Origin of the sequence: Herbaspirillum sp. UBA812, assembly GCF_002296545.1 — a bacterium.
Taxonomy (GTDB): Bacteria; Pseudomonadota; Gammaproteobacteria; order Burkholderiales; family Burkholderiaceae_D; genus Herbaspirillum; species Herbaspirillum huttiense.
Map to the genome: position 1 here is coordinate 1 of NZ_DBIC01000347.1, position 19,519 is coordinate 19,519.

Sequence of the window (19,519 nt, forward strand, 5' to 3'; positions counted from 1 at the left end):
GCTCCAGCACGCGCAGGCAATCGCGTGCGGCAATCGTGCCCATGCTGACCTTGTCCTGATTGTGGCATTCGGTGGAGCGCGAGAAGACCGAGGCCGGCATGGTCAGCTTGAGGGCTTCGGCGGTCCAGGCCGAGGCGCTGATCTGCAGCGCCTTCAGGCCGTGGTTGATGGGGGCGCGCGCACCCTGGGCACCGGACAGATTGGCAGGCAGGCCGTTGTTGTAGCGCTGGTCCACCATCAGTGCCATCTGGCGGTCGAGCAGGTCGGCGATGTTGGCCACGGCGGTCTTCATGCTGTCCATGGCGAAGGCGATATGGCCGCCATAGAAATGGCCGCCGTGCAGCACGCGTTCGCCGTCGGGATCGATCAGCGGGTTGTCGTTGGCACTGTTGAGTTCGTTCTCGATGAACTGGCGCAGCGACGGCAGGGCGTCATTGAGCACGCCGATCACGTGCGGCGCGCAGCGCACCGAATAGCGATCCTGCAGGCGCTTTTCGTTACGGTGCGCCTGGCCGCACGGCAGGTCGCGCTGCAGCCAGCCGGCCACCTGCTGCTGGCCCGGATGCGGCTTGGCCGAGAACAGGGTGGCATCGAAATGGTGGGCATTGCCGTCCAGCGTGAAGCTGCTCATGGCCGTGATGCGGGTGGCCAGCTGGCACAGGTAGCGGGCGCGGTCGAAGGCCAGGCAGGCCAGCGCGGTCATGACGGCCGTGCCGTTCATGATGGCCAGGCCCTCCTTGGGACGCAACCGCAGCGGTGTCATCCCCGCTCCCGCCAGCGCCTCGGCGGCCGGCACCGTGGCGCCGTCGCGCCAGACCTGGCGTTCACCGCACAGCACCGCCGCCAGGTAGGACAATGGCGTCAGGTCGCCGCTGGCACCCACCGAGCCTTCGCAGGGAATCTGTGGCAGCAGGTCGTGGTGCAGCAGGCCGGTGATCTGTTCCAGCAGGGCCACGCTCACACCCGAGAAACCCTGGCACAGCGAATTGAGACGGGCGGCCAGGATGGCGCGCGATTGCTCCGGCGTGAACAGCGCGCCCAGGCCGCAGCCGTGGTAGGTGTAGAGGTGATGCGGCAGTTCCGGGACCAGTTCGGGCGGGACGGTCACCGTGCAGGAATCGCCATAGCCGGTAGTGACGCCATAGATGGTGCCATCCTCGCGCAGCAGGCGGTCCAGGAAATCGGCACCGCGTGCAATTCGCTTGCGGAAGCTGTCGGCATCGTGCAATTGCGCCGTGCGCTCGCGCCGCGCCAGTGCCACGACATCCTCGATGGAGAGAGGCTGGGCACCGAAGCGGATGGGGCTGCTGCTGGCGGAAGAGGAAACGTCAGTGTGAGGCATGGTGTTCGTCCAGGGCCGAGTCGGCCCAGAAATCATAGAAATTGAACCACTGGTAGGGCGCTTGCAGGCAATGCGCTTCCAGTCGTGCGGCGTAGGCGCTCGCCAGTTCGGCCAGTACTTCGTCGCGCTGCTTGCGCGGCAGGACGATGCGCTCGCGGAAGGCTTCGAAACTCACCTCCGCGCCCTCGGCGCTGCGGCGCGAGAACATCAGGTAGACAGGACATTGCAGCAGTGCCGCCATCACGTAGGGCCCGATCGGGAAAGGCGCGATCCGGCCCAGGAAGGATGCGCGAGCTACCCGAGGCTGCGGCGAGACCGGGACGCGGTCACCGGCGATGACCACGAACTCGCCCTGAGCCACTTTCTCGGCCAGCACCATGGCGGTGGCCGGGGACATGTCGGTGACCTGCATCAGGTTGAGCTGGCTGCCGGGATCGAGCTGGGCCAGCATCTGGTTGAACGCCTGGGCATGCCGCGTGTGCACCAGCACCGTGAGCTTCAGAGCCGGATGCTGGCGGCCGATCACGCGGCACAGTTCGAGGTTGCCCAGGTGGGTGCAGATGATGAGTCCGCCGCGTCCGGCGGCGATGGCATCGGTGATATGGGCGCTACCGGTCAAATGAACTTTATTGATCGGGAACAGGCCGCCCCACAGCAACATCTTGTCCAGCAGGCTTTCGCCGAATGCGGCGAAGTGAAGGAAAACGCCAAAAAGTCCGGAGCGCAGCGGCAGTTGCGGACGGTAGCTGCGGACCTGCGCCAGGAAACTGCGCGAGGCCTGGCGGGCGCGCCCATTGGCGGCGATGTACCAGCACAGCACCGGATAGAGCATGAGCCGGAAGGGCAGCCGGCCCAGCAGGCGATGGACCGCGAACAGCAAGCGCATGCCGGCCACGAAGCTGACTTCGTTGATCTGCGCCCAATGGCGCGCGCGGGGTGGCTGGCTCATGCGCTGCGTCCGCCCAGCCGACGCCAGCTGCCGCGCGCCAGCAGCACGGGCGCGCGCAGCAGCATGCCGAAGAACAGGCGGGCATGCATGCGCGAGATCAGGACATTGTCCAGCCAGACCTGGAAATGCGACACGCCGTCGGCCGGATAGCGCACCCGCGTGGCCAGGTTCTGCACGCGCAGACCGCGCCAGTAGAGGCGTACCAGGATCTCGGTGTCGAAATCCATGCGCCGGCCGATGTGAGCCTGGTCCATCAGCTGCAGCGTCGGAGCCAGCGGATAGAGCCGGAAGCCGCACATCGAATCGGCAATCTCCAGTGAAAGCGTGTTGATCCACACCCAGACGTGGGTCAGGTAGCGGGCATAGAGCCGGCCCTTGGGTACGCTCTCGTCGTAGATCGGCTTGCCGTTGATGACGGCGGCCGGCGCTGCCTGCGAGGCCGCCAGAAAGCGCGGGATGTCGGCGCTGTCATGCTGGCCGTCGGCATCGATCTGCAGGGCGTGAGTGTAGCCGGCTGCTGCAGCATGGCGCAGGCCGGTCATGACGGCACCGCCCTTGCCCTGGTTGTGCGGATGGATCAGCAGCGTGATGTGCTGCGGCTCGGCTGCGGCCAGTTGCTGCAGTACGGTGGCGCAGGCGGGACTGCTGCCATCGTCGACCAGGATGCAGGGCAAGCCGTGGCCGCGCACGGCGGCGACCACCGCGCCGATGGCGTGTTCGTGGTCATAGACCGGGATCACCACGACGGTGCTGTGGGAGATGCCGGTCTTCATGCCGCCCCCAGCAGGAAGCGGCCGCTGGCATGCTGCCCGGCCTCCGAATGCAGACGGAAGGCCAGTTGCGACTTGGCCGCATCGTGCTGCAGTTCCAGCACGACGCGCATGCCGGGCGTGATGACGCGCTGGAATTTCAAGGCCTGCAGGCCCAGAAACCTTGGCGGCAGGCTGAAATAGCGCCGGCCCAGGATCAGGGACCACTCGGTCTGCACCACGCCGGGCAGGATGGGGGAGCCGGGAAAGTGGCCCTGGAAGTAGAGCAGGTCGGCGGGGATCTCCAGCGCCAGTTGGACCTGCTCGGCGGTGCGTTCAAGTTCGGTCACCCTGGGCAGGGTCGGCGGGCTGGCGTTGGCCCCGCCTGCGCTCTCCAGGAGCGCGGTCAGTGCCGAGAGCGTGACCTTGCCCTGCGGATTCAATGGTAGCGCCGGCAGGTAACGCCACAGGCGAGGCAGGGCAATGGCTTCTACGCCATCGGCCAGGCTGGCCTTGAGGGCGGCATTGAGGGCCAGTTTGCCCTGGCCATCCAGCACGGCCTGGCCTTGCGCCGTCGGCACCACGAAGGCGGCGATGAACTGGCGCGCCCTGCGGCCCTGGTGCACGATCACGCGCACGTCTGCCACCAGCGGGCTGGCGGCCAGCTTTTGTTCGATGCCGGTCAGCGAAATGCGCTTTTCTTCGAGCTTGACGATGCGGTCGCTGCGTCCGCGCAGTTCGAAAGCCGCCGGCAGGCCGTCCACCAGCACCGCGCGGTCAGCCATGCTGAACCATTCGTCATCGGGCAGATGCGGAGAACGGACTTCCAGCGCGCCTTCGGCACTGATGCGCACGGCCACGCCGGGCATGGCTTGCCAGTGTTCGCGGCGTTGCAGCAGATCACTCTCCGGCTGCCGCCAGGCGATGCCACCGGTCTCGGAGCTGCCATAGATTTCCAGCGGACGGTGACCCAGCAGGCGGGCGGCATCGCGCGCGGCCTGTGCCGGCAGTGGACCGCCGGAAGAGAAGATCGCGCGCAGCTGCCGTGGGTCCGGCTGCGTTGCCTGTTCGGGCAGACGCGTCAGATGGGCCGGGCTGGACAGCAGCAGCCAGGGACGCGAACCCGTCATGCGCTGCAGATCCTCCGGGAAGAAGGCGCTGTTGGCATGGATGGGACGTCCCGCACAGAGGGCCCAGAGCACCTTGAACAGCAAGCCGTAGATGTGCTGGTGCGAGACCGTGGCCACCACGTCGGCCTGGCCCGCGATGCTGCCGAAGAGCGCCTCCAGCGTGGCCACTTCATTGGCCATCTGGCCGAGCTGCTTGGGGATGGCCTGCGCCTGGCCGGTACTGCCGGAGGTGTAGACCACCAGTCCGGTGAAATCGGCGCGCAGGGCAGGCCAAGGTGCGAGAGCATCGTCAGGGACGGCATCCGCAGCCGGCCACAGGGCCGGGCAGTGGGCACCGAAATCTCCCGCGAATGCATCGACCTCGGTACGCAGCTGGCGGCAGGTTTCGGGCAGGGTATCGCTGGGCAGGTAGGCTGTCTTGCCGGCCAGCCAGATACCAAACAAGGCGGCGGCGAAATGCAGTGTATCCGGATGGAACAGCGCGATGCGCTCGCCGGGCGTGGCCATGATCAGCTGCCGCCAGCGCAGCACCTCGGCGCGCCAGGCGGTGTGCGTGAGTGCGGCCCCATCGCGCCACCCGATCACGCGCTCACCGTCGAAGGCCTGGAAGGGGAGCTGCAGCAGGTCCAGCCGCGCGGTCGTGTTCATGGCGGCCCCCTCACGCATGATGCTGGCGGCGTACATACAGACGCACCAGATATTCGCCGGCGAACAGCACGCCCATGGCGACGTAGGAAATGACTCCGGTGTACATCGACCACACCGCAGGGGAGGCCCACAGGGCGGTGCCCAGGGCGATGCTGCCGTTGACCGCGAAGAACAGGCACCAGACCTGGGTGACCCGGCGCGTGTAGGCGACGACGAACAGGGGCAGGTCCGGAGAGCTAAGGCGCGCCATGCGTTCGATCACCGTGGGCGGCTTGTAGAGGCTGTAGCCGAACAGCGCCAGCATGCCGGCGCTGATGGCCACCGGATAGAGCTTCAGCGGCAGCAGCGCGTTCCAGAGCAAGGCCGGTGCGGCCAGCGCCAGCGCGGCCACGCCCATCCAGCGCAGGGGGCGGCCAGTGCGGCTGGTGAACAGGCGCACGGCGGCGATGAGCACCAGGAAGAGGGCCAGCAGGCGCGGTTCAAGCTTGCCGTGGGCATACCAGATCAGCAGGGGATACAGCAGGATCAACAGCGGGCCGGCCAGGCTGGCCAGCCGGGACATCGCAGGAGGCTTCATGCCTTATGCGTGCGCTTGTTCGCGCATCAGGTTCGCCAGGATCTCCACCACATCCTGCACGGTACGCACGCTACGGAAGACGTCGGGCTGGATGCGCTTGCCGGTAGTCTGGTTGAGTTTGACGACGATGTCGACGGCATCGATGCTGTCGATGTCGAGGTCGGTATAGAGGTTGGACTGGGGCGTGATGGCGGCTTTGTCGAGCTCGAACATCTCGTGCAGCATATCGACGATCCACACGGTGATTTCGTCCTTGGTCATGTCAGGTGTCAGAGTGGTCATGATCTGCTTTTCTTGCAAGTGGCTTGGGGGGGCGTTATGTGAATGCGCAGCGTGGAGGGCTGCTCAGGCGGTGGCCTGGTGGCTGGCTACCAGCGCAGCCAGCGCCTGAACCGAGGCGAAGTGCTTGCGGGTTTCTTCGGAGTTGGCCGAGAGCTTGATGCCGTAGCGTTTCTGCAGGCTCATGCCCAGTTCCAGCGCGTCGATCGAATCCAGTCCCAGGCCATCGCCGAACAAGGGCGCGGCGCTGTCGATATCGCCGGGAGTGAGGTCTTCCAGGTCGAGGGCCTCGATGATGAGTTGCTTGATGTCTTGTTCCAGATCGTGCATCGCCTAGTTCTCTTTCGTGAAGTACTGTTGCAGGTAAGTCGTCAACTGGCGCGCCGCCAGGGTCGGTTGGTCGGCGCCGGCTGCTTGCTCGCTGGCGATGATGTGGTCGAGATGGAGGTCTTCGCCGATATGCAGCCGGAAATGTGCGCGCGTAGCAGGTACCTTCCACCATTTCTCGCCCTTGGCGAGGGTGCCGGGCGTGCAGCGGATGCGCACCGGGGTGATGGCCCATCCGCCGCGTACGGCCACATTGGCTGCGCCGCGCTTGAGGCTGATCCGGCCATTGCTGGGCGTGCGGGTGCCCTCCGGGAAAATGATCAGGTTGCCGCCGCTGCGCAGGGAGCGGATGCAGTCCTCGATCAGGTCAGGTCCCTGGGCATTGCTGATGTAACCCGCCGCACGGACCGGGCCGCGCGTAAAGGGATTGCGCCACAGTGCGCCCTTGACGATGCAGTCGGCATGGCGCACGAAGGCCATCAGCAGCACGGTATCGATGAGCGTGGGGTGGTTGGCCAGGATCAGGAGACCATTGCGATCCAGCCGTTCGAGTCCGGTAATTTCGTAGCGGATCACGCCGCTCATGCGCATGACCTCGACGAAGGCGCGAAACGCCAGGCGGATGATGTGGCGTGCCCGCTTGACGCGCTGCTGCGGATCGCGGACCAGGCACTGCAGGATGGGGAAAACCACCAGCCGCAACATCAGCCCGCCCAGGCCGAAGAGCGCAAAGCACATCCCCGTGGCCACGATGCGCCAGCCACGGTCGATCAATGCCAGGGCCCGTTCAAGCATGCCGCATCCAGTGCCAGCGGCGGCCATCGGCCTGGCGGTGCAGGGTGGAGGTGGACGCGTCGAGGAAGAAGCGCAGCACCGCGGCCGCGCCAGCGGTGGCATTTTCAGAGGGGAGGGTGCCGTGGCCCGGCCGAATCTGTTGCCATTGCAGAGACACGGTCGGAAGCGCGCCGTGTTCGTCGGCGGCCTGCATCAGCCAGGACCAGCCGCAGGGCTCTTCGTGTTCATCGGCGAAATCGGAAAAGAGCGTCGGGAGCGGTGCATCGGCGACCACCAGCAGGACCTGCCGCGCGCCATCGGCCAGCAGGCCGCAGGCTTCGATGACGGCATGTTCGACCGTACTCTGGCCGGCTGCAATGGCCACCGTATTGGCCTGGCTGCCACGGGCGATGGAGAACAGGCCGGCGTTGGCGTTGTGTACCGAGAGACTGAAGGCGGTGGGCGACATGGGCGCAGCAGCGGCCAGGGCCATTTGCAATTCCACCGAACGGGCGCATTCGCCGTGGCGCGAGGCAAACACGACCGGGATGTCTTGCGCGTCCTTGCTGGCGTCGTCGGCGGGGCTGGATGCAATGGCAGGCGAGGCCGCACTCAGTGCGCCATAGGCCGCCTCGAGCGCCAGCTTGCCCACTGGGCTGGTCCGTCGACGCAGCATGGGCGGCATGGACTTGACTGCTGGTTCCCCCGAACCAGCGGCCTGGCGATCATCGCTGATCCAGCGTTGCCAATCGGCATGGGATTCGATACCCGGAACCCACTGCGCGTGCGACGCGATTGAAAAACTGACATCCCCTGAATACATATCTTGAAAAGCACTAGGCTTCTGCTTGGCGGTGTTATTTACCGGATCCCCCTACCAGTTCGGACCCCATTCATCGGTGCGGCCCGCGGTCAACACGCTGTTTTCTTGTTGATTTACAGCGTTTATCCGGTGTCTTGAAACGTTACAATTTGTAAGACCGGGTAATGGTACGACAAAACCTCATTGAAATAACACGAAATTTTCACGAAGAATCGCGGAGAGCCATGGCCCAAGGGCTTATGCACTCAGTGGACGTTGTCGTTTGGGTACGCGCTCTGTCGTCCTGCAGGGTAAAACTGTGCTGAATTTTGTGCCTGATTCTCTAACAATTTTTGACATACTCGATCCAAATTGGGCCGCTACAGTTCAAGAGATTGTTCATTCAGCAAGATCAGGAGGGGGGTACCCGTCCGGGATTCGGCATCGTCAAGACGGCAAGTCCATGCAATCGCTGAGGACAGAAAGACAAAACCATCAGGAACCGGCGTGATGCCGATTGCTGATGGTTGTGATGTTGGTGGAGCCGGCGGGAATTGAACCCGCGTCCAGAAGCACTCTACAGACAGTTCTACATGCGTAGTGCAGTCAATTGGTTTTAACCCTGGCGACGCGGACGCACACGCTTCGACAGGACGAGTTACCTTGGATTTAATGACGTATGAAGTAACCCCATACGCCACGATTCCCTGTAAATGACTCTACCGCTGTTGCCAGCACACCCCAGGGAAGAAGTGCTGTAGAGCTAGAAGTTTCTTAGGTTTCTAGGTGCGATTTACGCTGCGAGAGCGTAAGATTCGTCGTTTGCATTTAAGCAGTTCCGGATGGATTAACGAGGTAACCAGTCCTCGGCATGCCCTGTTCCGCTTTGCAACCCCTGTCGAAACCAAGTCGGCCCCGTGGTGTTGAAGCTTCGCAAATCCCGCTGGGCGCGTGAACTTGCGTATTACGCTTGCCTCTCTCCGAGTCCCTTCAAGAGGCACCCGCTTGTCCGGCGGGAGGTGAATTATAACCTACTCCCTACTGTATGGGCAGCGCATGGCTTTTCAAGAGCCGCGCCGCCCGCTGGCGTATCGCCCTCTCACTGGATGGTCAGCTCCACCCGCGCCTTCGGTTCTTTCTCGGGAATGCCCGCGCCATCCAGCTTGGGTGCGATCAGGAAGATGCGCGCCGGATCGATCACGCTCTGTTCCTGCAAATAATTTCGCACCTGGTCGGCCCGGCGCTGGGCCAGGTTGCGCAAGTCATCCTTGGTTACCTCGGTGTGCTCCAGGATCAGCTTTTCCATCTCGGCCTCGGGCAGGCTCTTGCTCAAGCCGATCATGTTGCGCGGCTTGTCGAACTTGGCATCCTTGTAGACGCGCTCCAGGTACTTGGCGCGCTCGGCAGCGCTCACGCGCACCGGGCCGTCCGGCTGGCCTTCCTTGGCGATCAGGTCGGCACGCTTGAGGCTGCGCATGGCACGTTCCAGCGCTTCGCGGCGCAGGCCCTGGTCATCGACCTGGGGATCGACGCGGCCGGTGATGTCGAGCTTGATGCCCGGACGCTCATGCAGCGCGTAACCCAGCGCATCCAGTTTCTTGCGCACCTCGTCGGTGACTTCCGAGGAGCCCGGCGAGAACTCGATGTAGCGCAGCTCGCCAATGTGCTCGTCCGCCCGGAACATCGACCCGATCAGCGCAAAGGGCGAGGTGACGGCCTTGACGATCAGGTTCACGAATACCCGCACGATGATGCCGCCGACCGAAAACTCCGGATCCGACAGCGAGCCGGAGATCGGCAGGTTCAGGTTGATGTTGCCATCGCGGTCCTTGAGCAGCGACACCGCCAGCATCACCGGCAGGTTGGTGGCATCCGGGCTGTCCACGCGTTCTCCGAAGCTCAGCTGTTCAATGCGCAGATCGTTCTGGGCCACCAGCTTGTCGTTCTCGATCTTGTATTGCACATCCATCGAGAGCTTGCCCTTGGTGATCGGATAGCCGGCGTACTTGGCCGAGTAGGGCGTCAGGCGCGGCAGCTGCACACCGTTGGCGCTGGCCTTGAGATCCAGGTACATGGGCTTGAAGAGCGGGTTGAGCGAGCCCGAGATCTGCAGAGGAGCATCGTTGTCGATCTTGCCGCTGATGTTGACCGGGGCCGGTTGCGGTTTCTCCGAAGAGATCTGGCCGATGCTGCCGGACAGTCCCGTCATGTTGGCGGTGTAGTTGGGTTTGACGAAGTTGTCGGTGTAGTTGATGTTGCCGCCTGCCAGCACCACCTGGCCGACTCGCACGATGGGCGCATCGGCGGGCGCGGTCGCGGGCGTGACCGGGGTGGCGGACACGGTCTTGCGCGAGCTTCCCGTGTTGGCAGGCTTGTCGGTTTTCTTGCTGTCGTCCGTGATCGAGCCCTGTTCCTGCGCATCAGCCACCACGATGTCCTGCAAGTTCAGGCGGCCCTTGTCGGAGAGGATGGCGCGGGCGTAGAAGTTGGACAGCGTCACTTTCTCCAGCGCCACTTGCGGACGTCCGCCCAGCTTGGCCTGGATGCCCGCCAGTTCCAGCGTACGCCAGCGCAGGAAGTCGGTGGAGGTCTGCTTGTCCTGCATGCGCAGGTTGGTGATGGCGGCGCTGCCCTTGTAGTCCAGCGCCAGCTTGCGATCGTCCAGCGGGGGCGTCAGCTCCAGCTTGCCCTTGGCGCTGGCCAGGCCGCTGCTGATGGTGACATTGAGCACATCGGTGAAATAGTGCTGGAAGGGCGTGATGGGCAAATCCTTCACATCCAGATCCAGCGCCACGCTCCTGAAGTGCGCTGCAGCCTGTCCGGCCAGATCGGCGCTGCCGTTCTTGTCGAAGCGCGCCTGCAGCTTGAAGGGAATGGCCTGGTCCAGCGTATCGGTGAGCGTGGGTGCCTGCAGCGAGAGCGATTCCAGCGCCAGCGGCTGTGCGCCCTTGCCCGGGGGCGTCAAGCGCAGGTCGGCCAGTTGTACCTTGCTGTCGTCCAGCTTGAGATGGCCGTCACGCAGCTGCAGTGTGGTCTGCCCGGAGAGTTTGCCGGCTACGCCGCTGATGGGGGCGCGTGACAGGTAATTCTGGTAGCCGGCGAGGTCGATGTTCTCCAGCGTGATCTTGCCTGCCACACCGGGTTTGAGCGGCTGCAGCTGGCCGTCGAAGGCCAGCTTGCCATGGCCGTTTTCCACCGCCGACAGGGTCAGGTGCGCGGGCTTGGCATCAGCGGCGGTAGAGAGCTGGGTGGCGTTGATGTCGATCTTGCTCAGCTTGATCGATTGGGCAGGCGCCGCATTGGCTTCGTCGCGCCAGTTCACTTCGCCGCCGCGCACGGTCAGTTGTTGCAGCACGATGGGGGCTGCCGGCTGGGGTGTGCTGGCCGCAGGAGCGGGGGCATCCTTCTTCGCGGTACCTGCGCTGTTCTTGCCGCCGGCACTGCCGCCACCGGCCAGCGCACGCTGCCAGTTGATCTCGCCACGCGCATTCATGCCGGCCCAGACTTGCGGCTGCTCCAGCGTGAGCTGGTTCAATTCGCCGCTGGCGGCCAGTAGGTCAAATTGCTTCACCTGCAGCGCTACCGACTTGGCTTTGAGCAGCGGTGCGCGGGCCTTGTCCTGCAGAGCGACGTCATCCAGGCGTACATCGCCGGCCAGGGTGACGGTGGGCTTGTCGTCCTTGCGGGTAAAACCCAGATCCAGCTTGGTGCTCAGCTTGGCACTCTGGATGATGACCGGTAATTCGGCAGGGACGAAGGGCAGGTAGCCCACCAGGTCGAGCTGGTCGATATCGATGGCGAAGGCCGATTCCTGCGTCGAGGCGAAGGGTTTGCTGCGGCCCTTCAGGTGCAGCGGCGTACCGTTGATGGTGGCCGACAGTTGCGGCTGCACGAAGCTGTCGATGTTGCCGGGCAGGTTGGAGATGAAGGGCAGGCCGACTTGCAGCGCGGCGATGTCGATGTTCTTGCCGCTGACCTTGTCCTCGAAGCGGATCTGTCCATCCTGCAGTTGCACGTTGGCCAGCGAGAAGCGCGCCTGGCCTTCGCTCTTGGGCTGCGCGGCCAGGCGATCAAGGATGTCGGAGAAGTTGTAATGGCCGCTGCCCTCGGCATCTACCCGCACCACGTGCAATTGCGGCGTACTCAGCCTGATCTCGTCCAGCACCGGTGCCAGGCGCAGCAGCGAGGCGGCCGAGAGGTCGGCCAGCAAGCTCTTGGCGCTGAAGAAGGGCTGCGTGCCATCGGCTTCATAGAGTGTGATGTCGGAGGCGCGCAGGGCCAGCTTGAAGGGGTTGAAGGCGATCTCGCCGATTTCCAGCTTGCGGCCGATCTGGGCCTGGGTCTGGTCGACGGCGATCTTGCGCACCAGCGCGGGCAGGGCGGCCCAGCTCAACGCGGCCAGGACCAGCAGGACGGCCAGCGTCCAGCCGGCCCAGCGCAGCGGGCGTCTCATTCGTTGCCAGGCGAGGTGCTGGGTGAGTGAGGCGCGGTCCGGCTTGCTCATGACGGTTTCCCTTGTCGGTGCCGGTCCGTCCTGGGGCGATGCCTGCGCAGGTGGCCGGTTCTGGTTGTGATGGTGTGTGGTGCTGCGGCGTGCGCCGGGTTGTCGCCATTCTAATGCGAGGCGACATGGCACTGCTAGGAGGGAAATGGCGCGCTCAAGTTTCCTTGCGCGCGCCAGCAAAGGCGGGAAAGCGGATCAGTCCAGCAGGGTCAGGATGTCCAGCGGGGCATGCAGCAGCGCATCGGCCTGCCACGCAGCCGGTTCGGTATGGCCGCAATAGCCCCAGGCGGCGGCAATGGTCGGCATGTTGGCGGCGCGTCCGGCCTGGATGTCGCGCAGGTCGTCGCCGACGTACCAGCAATCCTCGGGGGGCAGTCCCAGGCGCTTGGCAGCTTCCAGCAGCGGTGCGGGATGGGGCTTGGGATGCGGGGTGGTGTCGCCGGAGACGATGCAGCCGGCATGGCCCAGGCCGATCTGCGGGGCCAGCACGTCGGTGAAGCGCGCCGCCTTGTTGGTGACGATGCCCCAGGCGATACCGCGCGCTTCCAGTTGCGCCAGCAGTTCCGGGATGCCGTCGAAGAGGCCGCTGTGGGTGGCCATGTTGGCCTGGTAGCGGTCCAGGAAAAGTACGCGCAAGTCTTCATATTCCGCATCGCCCGGATGGATGCCCAGCGCTGCACCGATGAGCCCGCGGGCACCGGCCGAGGCGACCGGGCGCAAACTTTCATAGGGGGCATTTTCCAGGCCCCTTTGCTGGCGCAGGTAGTTGGCGGCGGCCGCCAGGTCGGGAGCAGTGTCGGCGAGCGTGCCGTCGAGGTCGAACAGGATCGCGCGGGGAGGGCGGAGTGGCATGGGCTTCAGGATGGCAGGAAGAAAAGCGCCGCAGCGGGCAGCTGCGGCGAGGGGAACGAACCGGCGAGGCGCGAGCGAGGCCGCTCAGCCCAGCTTGGTACAGGCCACCAGGTAGTTCACGCTGGTGTCGTCGTTGAGCGAATAGATCTTGGTCAGCGGGTTGTAGCCCATGCCCTTGAAACCATCGATCTGCAAACCGGCTTCGCGCGTGTAGTGCGCCAGCTCGGCCGGGGTGATGAACTTGGCATAGTCATGCGTGCCCTTGGGCAGCAGCCGCAGCACGTATTCGGCACCGATGATGGCCATGACGTAGGACTTCATGTTGCGGTTCAGCGTCGAGAAGAACAGCTTGCCGCCCGGCTTGGCCAGGCTGGCCGCGGCGCGCACGATGGCGGCGGGATCGGGGACGTGTTCCAGCATCTCCATGCAGGTCACGACGTCGTACTGGCCGGCTTCACGCGCGGCCATGTCTTCGGCGGCGATCTTTTCGTAGCGCACCTGCACGCCGGATTCCATGCTGTGCAGGTCGGCCACTTTCAGGGCCTTGTCGGAGAGGTCAATGCCGGTGACGTCGGCCCCTTTCTTGGCCATCGATTCAGCCAGGATGCCGCCACCGCAGCCGATGTCGATTACCTTCTTGCCAGCCAGCGGGGCGCGGGCGTTGATCCACTCCAGGCGCAGCGGGTTGATTTCGTGCAGGGGACGGAATTCGGAGCCCGGGTCCCACCAGCGATGGGCCAGTTCACTGAATTTCTGGATCTCTTGGGGATCGGCGTTCATGGTCGCATTGGTCGTGTTCATGGGGCCTAATGATAGCCCAATCCGACGCAGCGGGTAGCCTGCGCCAGGTCAAGATGCGCCGCAATGAAGGGGCAAGTGCTTGCAAAAGCCTGCATGACCAGCAAATGAAACAGGAATAAAAAAACCCCGCCGAAGCGGGGTTTTCATAACAGCCTTGTAGCAGCAATCGATTACTTGCGGGTACCCACAACTTCGATTTCCACGCGACGGTTCTTGGCGCGGCCAGCAGCGGTCTTGTTGTCAGCGACCGGTTGCGACTTGCCCTTGCCTTCGGTGTAGACGCGGTTGGCTTCAACGCCCTTCGAGACCAGGTAGGCCTTGACGGACTCAGCACGGCGAACCGACAGCTTCTGGTTGTAGGCGACGGAGCCGATCGAGTCGGTGTGGCCGACGGCGATGATGACTTCCAGGTTGATGGCCTTCAGGTTGCCAACCAGTTCGTCCAGCTTGGCCTTGCCAGCCGGCTTCAGGGTTGCCTTGTCGAAATCGAAGAAGGCGTCAGCAGCGTAGGTGACCTTTTCCGAGGTCGGGGCAGCGACAGGAGCAGGAGCCGGAGCAGGAGCAGCAGCGGCAACCGGAGCCGGTGCGGGCGGTTCTTCGCACGGACCGTTCACGTAAGCGGTTTGCCAGCACAGACCGTAACCGCTGCGGGTCACGACGTCACGGCCATCTTGCAGATACAGGCTGCCGGGACGAACCTTGATGTCCTTGGTTTCCTGAGCGGTGGCAGACAGTGCGATGGCTGCGGACGCAGCAGCGAAGACGAGTTTTGCTAATTTGTTCATGTTTCTCCTCTCGGGTGAGATATCCGCAGATAAACTGCGCTACAAGATTACGACATCAAAAAAATGAATAATATCATGTGTTCAGGTCGTCACAGGCCCTTGTTCCATGGGGCTAGTAATGAACTTAGCCGCCATTCTGCCACACGGATTGACCTTCAGCGATGCTTGCCAATTGGTCCAGACAACGTTTTTGGGACTGTGTTGTTTCTTCGCAACGCGATATTTTCGGGCCGTTTTTGTTCCTTTAAGGCTGAAAAAAGCCGGATTTTTTAAAGAAAATCCTTATATTTCATACAGTTCGCGCATTTTCACTCGGGCAAGTAGTTGCCATTTTCTCCGCAGCATCGCTATTCCCGGTTCCTCGGAATTCTCCTGATGGCGTGCACCGGGAAAGTGAGTTTCGGAAAATTTTCCCCAAATTGGTCATTTGACAGCAACCTGCGGCGGAGAAATATTCGATGCCGGGCGGCAATGGCGGTCGCTGAGTTCGGGCGCTCTAATATATATAGGCGTTCGGGCCTGGCCTTTCGTCGCTCCCAGGCGCTGGGAGGAGCTTTGCGGCGCATGCGGTGAGGGCCTGCAAGGGGTCGGGTGTCCTCGCGAAGCATGCCGTTGCAGGGTCATTGAGGGCGTTTGACGGGCTTTTGACCCTCCTGGCGTGCTAGAATGCGCTGTTCTGATCAGTCCAAGGGCCACGCCCGCCCGGCACGATTTTCTGGCCGGGAAACATCTTTCGACTCTCCAATGGATCAATTCGCTAAAGAAACCATCCCCATTTCCCTCGAAGAAGAGATGCGCAAGAGTTACCTCGATTACGCCATGAGCGTGATCGTGGGTCGGGCACTGCCGGATGTGCGCGATGGCTTGAAGCCGGTGCACCGCCGCGTGCTGTATGCGATGCACGAGATGAACAACGTCTGGAATCGCCCGTTCGTGAAGTGCGCGCGCGTGGTCGGTGAAGTCATGGGTAAATACCACCCGCACGGCGACGCCTCCATCTACGACACCCTGGTGCGCATGGCCCAGGACTTCTCGCTGCGCTACACCCTGGTCGACGGCCAGGGCAACTTCGGTTCCATCGACGGCGACGGCGCTGCGGCGATGCGTTACACCGAGTGCCGCCTGGACAAGATCTCCAACGAATTGCTGGCCGATATCGAGAAGGAAACCGTCGATTTCGTGCCCAACTACGACGGCAAGGAAAAGGAACCCTCGGTCCTGCCGACGCGTATCCCCAACCTGCTGGTCAACGGCTCCTCCGGCATCGCCGTGGGCATGGCCACCAACATCCCGCCGCACAACATCACCGAAGTGATCAATGGCGCTCTGCACCTGCTGGCCAATGAACACTGCACCATCGATGAACTGATCGAACTGGTGCCGGCACCGGACTTCCCGACCGGCGGCATCATCTATGGCGTCTCGGGCGTGCGCGATGGTTACCGCACCGGCCGTGGCCGCGTGGTCATGCGCGCCAAGACCCACTTCGAAGAGTATGGCCGCGAAGGCCGCATCGCCATCATCGTCGATGAGCTGCCCTACCAGGTCAACAAGAAGGCGCTGCTGGAACGCATCGCCGAGCTGGTGCGCGACAAGAAGCTCGAAGGCATCTCCGACCTGCGCGACGAGTCCGACAAGTCGGGCATGCGCGTGGTCATCGAACTCAAGCGCGGCGAAGTGCCTGAAGTGGTGCTCAACAACCTTTACAAGCAGACCCAGCTGCAAGACACCTTCGGCATGAACATGGTGGCGCTGGTCGATGGCCAGCCGCGCCTCTTGAACCTGAAGCAACTGCTGGAATGCTTCCTGTCGCACCGTCGCGAAGTGGTCACCCGCCGCACCGTGTTCGAACTGCGCAAGGCGCGCGAACGCGGCCACGTGCTCGAAGGCCTGGCCGTTGCACTGGCCAACATCGATGACTTCATCGCCATCATCCGCGCCGCACCGACTCCGCCGATCGCCAAGGCAGAACTGATGACGCGCGCCTGGGATTCGTCCATGGTGCGCGAGATGCTGGCCCGTACCGGCGAGGGCAACCAAGGTGGCATCGAAGCCTTCCGTCCGGAAAGCCTGCCGGCCCATTACGGCATCCAGTCCGACGGTCTCTACAAGCTCTCCGACGAACAGGCCCAGGAAATCCTGCAGATGCGTCTGCAACGCCTGACCGGCCTGGAGCAGGACAAGATCGTCAATGAATACAAGGACGTGATGGCGCAGATCGCCGACCTGCTGGATATCCTCTCCAAGCCGGCCCGCGTGACCGCCATCATCACCGACGAACTCAACGCCGCCCGCAACGACTACGGCATCGGTGCCAAGGACGAGCGCCGCTCCACCATCGAGCACAACGCCACCGACCTGGCCACCGAAGACCTGATCACCCCGCAGGACATGGTGGTGACGCTGTCGCACACCGGCTACATGAAGTCGCAGCCGGTCTCCGAGTATCGCGCGCAGAAGCGCGGCGGACGCGGCAAGCAGGCCATGGCGACCAAGGATGATGACTGGATCGACCAGCTCTTCATCGCCAATACGCACGACTACATCCTGTGCTTCTCCAACCGTGGCCGCCTGTACTGGCTGAAGGTCTGGGAAGTGCCGCAGGGTTCGCGCAATTCGCGCGGCAAGCCCATCGTCAACATGTTCCCGCTGCAGGATGGCGAGAAGATCACGGTGATCCTGCCGGTGTCGGGTGCCAATCGCAGCTTCCCGGATGACCGCTACATCTTCATGGCAACCAGCCTGGGCACGGTCAAGAAGACACCGCTGTCGGACTTCTCCAATCCGCGCAAGGCCGGCATCATCGCCGTGGACCTGGACGAAGGCGACTTCCTGATTGGTGCTGCTCTCACCGATGGCGCGCATGACGTGATGCTGTTCTCCGACGGCGGCAAGGCCGTGCGTTTCGATGAAAACGACGTGCGTCCGATGGGCCGTACCGCCCGTGGCGTGCGCGGCATGAACCTGGAAGAAACCCAGCAGGTCATCGCCTTGCTGGTGGCCGAGAACGAACAGCAGTCCGTGCTCACCGCCACCGAAAACGGTTTCGGCAAGCGTACCCCGATCACCGAGTACACCCGTCACGGCCGTGGCACCAAGGGCATGATCGCCATCCAGACCAGCGAGCGCAACGGCAAGGTCGTGGCCGCCACGCTGGTCGATTCCAGCGATGAGATCATGCTCATCACCACCGGCGGCGTGCTGATCCGCACCCGTGTCTCGGAGATCCGCGAGATGGGCCGCGCGACCCAGGGCGTGACCCTGATCGCGGTGGAAGACGGCACCAAGCTGTCGGGCCTGCAGCGCGTGGTCGAGTCCGATGTGGAAGACGTGATCGAAGGCGAAGGCGCAGAGGCGGCCGGCGGCGAAGCACCAGCCGCAGGCGAGTAAAGCAAGTCCAGGGCGGCGGGCCGCGTGCCCGCCGTCTTTTTTGATGGCGAACGCAGACATGGTTTATAACTTTTCCGCCGGTCCGGCGGTATTGCCCAAGGAAGTGCTGCAACAGGCAGCCGACGAGATGCTGGACTGGCATGGCAGTGGCATGTCGGTCATGGAGATGAGCCATCGCGGCAAGGAATACATGTCCATCATCGAAGCCGCGCTGGCTGATGTGCGCGCGCTGATGAACATCCCTTCCAACTACAAGGTGCTGTTCCTGCAGGGCGGGGCCATCGCCGAGAACGCCATCATCCCGATGAACCTGGCGGCGCTGCGTTCGCCGGCAGGCAAGCATGAAGCCGGCGTGGCCGACTACATCAACACCGGCTCCTGGTCGACCAAGTCGATCAAGGAAGCGGGGCGCTACTGCAGCGTGAACGTGGCGGCCTCCTCGGCTGATCACAAGTTCTCCAGCATCCCGGCACGTGCCGACTGGAAGCTCTCGCGCAATGCCGCCTACGTGCACATCTGCAGCAACGAGACCATCGACGGCGTCGAATACCAATATACGCCCGAGGTCGCCGCCGACACCGATGGCGCACCGCTGGTGGCCGACATGTCCTCGCACATCCTCTCGCGCGAGGTGGATGTCTCGCAATACGGCGTCATCTATGGTGGTGCCCAGAAGAATATCGGCCCGGCCGGCGTGACCATCGTCATCGTGCGCGAAGACCTGCTGGGTCACGCGCTGCCGTTCTGTCCCTCGGCCTTCGACTGGAAGATCGTGGCCGACAACGATTCCATGTACAACACCCCGCCGACCTACGCGATCTACATCGCCGGCCTGGTGTTCCAGTGGATCAAGCGCCAGGGTGGCGTGGCCGCGCTGGAAGCGCGCAACATCGCCAAGGCCGAGCTGCTCTACGGCTACCTGGACAGCACCGATTTCTACAGCAACCGGATCGCAGCGGACTGCCGTTCCCGCATGAACGTGCCGTTCTTCCTGCGCGACGATGCGCTCAATGACACTTTCCTGGCCGGCGCCAAAGAGCGCGGCCTGCTGCAGCTGAAAGGCCACAAGTCGGTCGGCGGCATGCGTGCATCGATTTACAACGCGATGCCGATCGAGGGCGTACAGGCTCTCGTCGATTATCTGAAAGACTTCGAACAGCAACACGGCTGAGGCCGCATCTGGCCGGGCGCATCATTGCCCGCGCAGTGCAGGCCGTGGCCGTGCGCCAAGCCAACGCCATGCCCGGTGCGCCGCCGGCCGCTCATAGCGCCCGTGCGCCGTGCAGAACCTGAAAGAGCAAGATGAGTGACGACAAGTTGCTGCCCCTGCGCCAGAAGATCGATGCCATCGATGCGCAGATCCTCGACCTGCTGAACCAGCGCGCCCGCGTCGCGCAGGAAGTGGGCCACGTCAAGGCCGAGACCAATGCCCCGGTGTTTCGTCCCGAGCGCGAAGCGCAGGTCCTGCGCCGCGCCGCCGACCGCAATCCCGGCCCCTTGCTGGGCACCGATATCCAGACCATTTTCCGTGAAGTGATGTCGGCTTGCCGCGCGCTGGAAAAGCGTGTGGTGGTGGCCTACCTGGGCCCGGAAGGCACCTTCAGCGAACA

Annotated in this window: 16 protein-coding genes and 1 other RNA gene; 3 read left to right on the plus strand and 14 right to left on the minus strand. The window is 63.6% G+C overall.

Annotation, left to right across the window (positions count from 1 at the left end; genetic code table 11):
• From B3873_RS23285 to ompA, 14 genes are all read right to left on the minus strand, one after another.
• A partial coding sequence (locus B3873_RS23285) for an HAL/PAL/TAL family ammonia-lyase (protein WP_286869291.1) occupies nucleotides 1-1,342 on the minus strand: 1,342 nt, incomplete at its 3' end.
• A complete protein-coding gene (locus B3873_RS23290) occupies nucleotides 1,329-2,291 on the minus strand; it encodes an acyltransferase (RefSeq protein WP_286869292.1) in 963 nt (320 codons plus the stop codon). The genes B3873_RS23290 and B3873_RS23285, both read right to left, overlap by 14 nt.
• Nucleotides 2,288-3,064, minus strand: a complete 777-nt coding sequence (locus B3873_RS23295; protein WP_276842182.1) for a glycosyltransferase family 2 protein — start codon at nucleotides 3,062-3,064, stop codon at nucleotides 2,288-2,290. Before B3873_RS23295 ends, B3873_RS23290 begins: the two co-directional genes overlap by 4 nt.
• Nucleotides 3,061-4,818 carry an AMP-binding protein gene (locus B3873_RS23300; protein ID WP_286869293.1) on the minus strand — a complete coding sequence of 586 codons (1,758 nt, stop codon included), beginning with the start codon at nucleotides 4,816-4,818 and terminating at the stop codon, nucleotides 3,061-3,063. The genes B3873_RS23295 and B3873_RS23300 overlap by 4 nt, the downstream gene beginning before the upstream one ends.
• Before the next feature lie 10 nt (nucleotides 4,819-4,828).
• Nucleotides 4,829-5,395: a hypothetical protein gene (locus tag B3873_RS23305; RefSeq protein ID WP_286869294.1), complete on the minus strand. Its 567-nt coding sequence runs from the start codon at nucleotides 5,393-5,395 to the stop codon at nucleotides 4,829-4,831.
• Nucleotides 5,396-5,398: 3 nt separating this feature from the next.
• Nucleotides 5,399-5,677 (minus strand): acyl carrier protein, encoded by a 279-nt coding sequence (locus tag B3873_RS23310; protein ID WP_083859617.1) that lies wholly within the window; start codon nucleotides 5,675-5,677, stop codon nucleotides 5,399-5,401.
• Nucleotides 5,678-5,740: 63 nt separating this feature from the next.
• The gene (locus tag B3873_RS23315; protein ID WP_034333069.1) at nucleotides 5,741-6,004 is read right to left on the minus strand and encodes a phosphopantetheine-binding protein; all 264 of its coding nucleotides are present in this window, start codon (nucleotides 6,002-6,004) and stop codon (nucleotides 5,741-5,743) included.
• A gap of 3 nt (nucleotides 6,005-6,007) precedes the next feature.
• A complete protein-coding gene (locus tag B3873_RS23320) occupies nucleotides 6,008-6,796 on the minus strand; it encodes a lysophospholipid acyltransferase family protein (RefSeq protein ID WP_286869295.1) in 789 nt (262 codons plus the stop codon).
• Nucleotides 6,789-7,598 carry a beta-ketoacyl synthase chain length factor gene (locus tag B3873_RS23325; protein WP_286869297.1) on the minus strand — a complete coding sequence of 270 codons (810 nt, stop codon included), beginning with the start codon at nucleotides 7,596-7,598 and terminating at the stop codon, nucleotides 6,789-6,791. Before B3873_RS23325 ends, B3873_RS23320 begins: the two co-directional genes overlap by 8 nt.
• 515 nt (nucleotides 7,599-8,113) lie before the next feature.
• Nucleotides 8,114-8,494, minus strand: a transfer-messenger RNA (tmRNA) gene (gene ssrA / locus B3873_RS23330).
• 182 nt (nucleotides 8,495-8,676) lie between these two features.
• Nucleotides 8,677-12,081 carry a DUF748 domain-containing protein gene (locus tag B3873_RS23335; protein ID WP_286869298.1) on the minus strand — a complete coding sequence of 1,135 codons (3,405 nt, stop codon included), beginning with the start codon at nucleotides 12,079-12,081 and terminating at the stop codon, nucleotides 8,677-8,679.
• 195 nt (nucleotides 12,082-12,276) lie between these two features.
• Nucleotides 12,277-12,933, minus strand: a complete 657-nt coding sequence (locus tag B3873_RS23340; RefSeq protein ID WP_286869299.1) for an HAD family hydrolase — start codon at nucleotides 12,931-12,933, stop codon at nucleotides 12,277-12,279.
• Nucleotides 12,934-13,017: 84 nt separating this feature from the next.
• Nucleotides 13,018-13,734, minus strand: a complete 717-nt coding sequence (ubiG, locus tag B3873_RS23345; protein WP_121043546.1) for a bifunctional 2-polyprenyl-6-hydroxyphenol methylase/3-demethylubiquinol 3-O-methyltransferase UbiG — start codon at nucleotides 13,732-13,734, stop codon at nucleotides 13,018-13,020.
• Nucleotides 13,735-13,904: 170 nt separating this feature from the next.
• Nucleotides 13,905-14,519 (minus strand): outer membrane protein OmpA, encoded by a 615-nt coding sequence (gene ompA / locus B3873_RS23350; RefSeq protein ID WP_006462111.1) that lies wholly within the window; start codon nucleotides 14,517-14,519, stop codon nucleotides 13,905-13,907.
• Between the two features lie 744 nt (nucleotides 14,520-15,263).
• Between ompA and gyrA the strand changes: the two genes are divergently transcribed.
• The 3 genes from gyrA to pheA all read left to right on the plus strand — a co-directional run.
• Nucleotides 15,264-17,909, plus strand: coding sequence for a DNA gyrase subunit A (gyrA, locus tag B3873_RS23355; RefSeq protein WP_286869302.1), 2,646 nt, complete (start codon nucleotides 15,264-15,266; stop codon nucleotides 17,907-17,909).
• Between the two features lie 58 nt (nucleotides 17,910-17,967).
• Nucleotides 17,968-19,080: a 3-phosphoserine/phosphohydroxythreonine transaminase gene (serC, locus tag B3873_RS23360; protein ID WP_039787311.1), complete on the plus strand. Its 1,113-nt coding sequence runs from the start codon at nucleotides 17,968-17,970 to the stop codon at nucleotides 19,078-19,080.
• Nucleotides 19,081-19,211: 131 nt separating this feature from the next.
• Nucleotides 19,212-19,519, plus strand: a 308-nt coding sequence (pheA, locus tag B3873_RS23365) for a chorismate mutase (RefSeq protein ID WP_286869305.1), incomplete at its 3' end; no start/stop codon positions are given.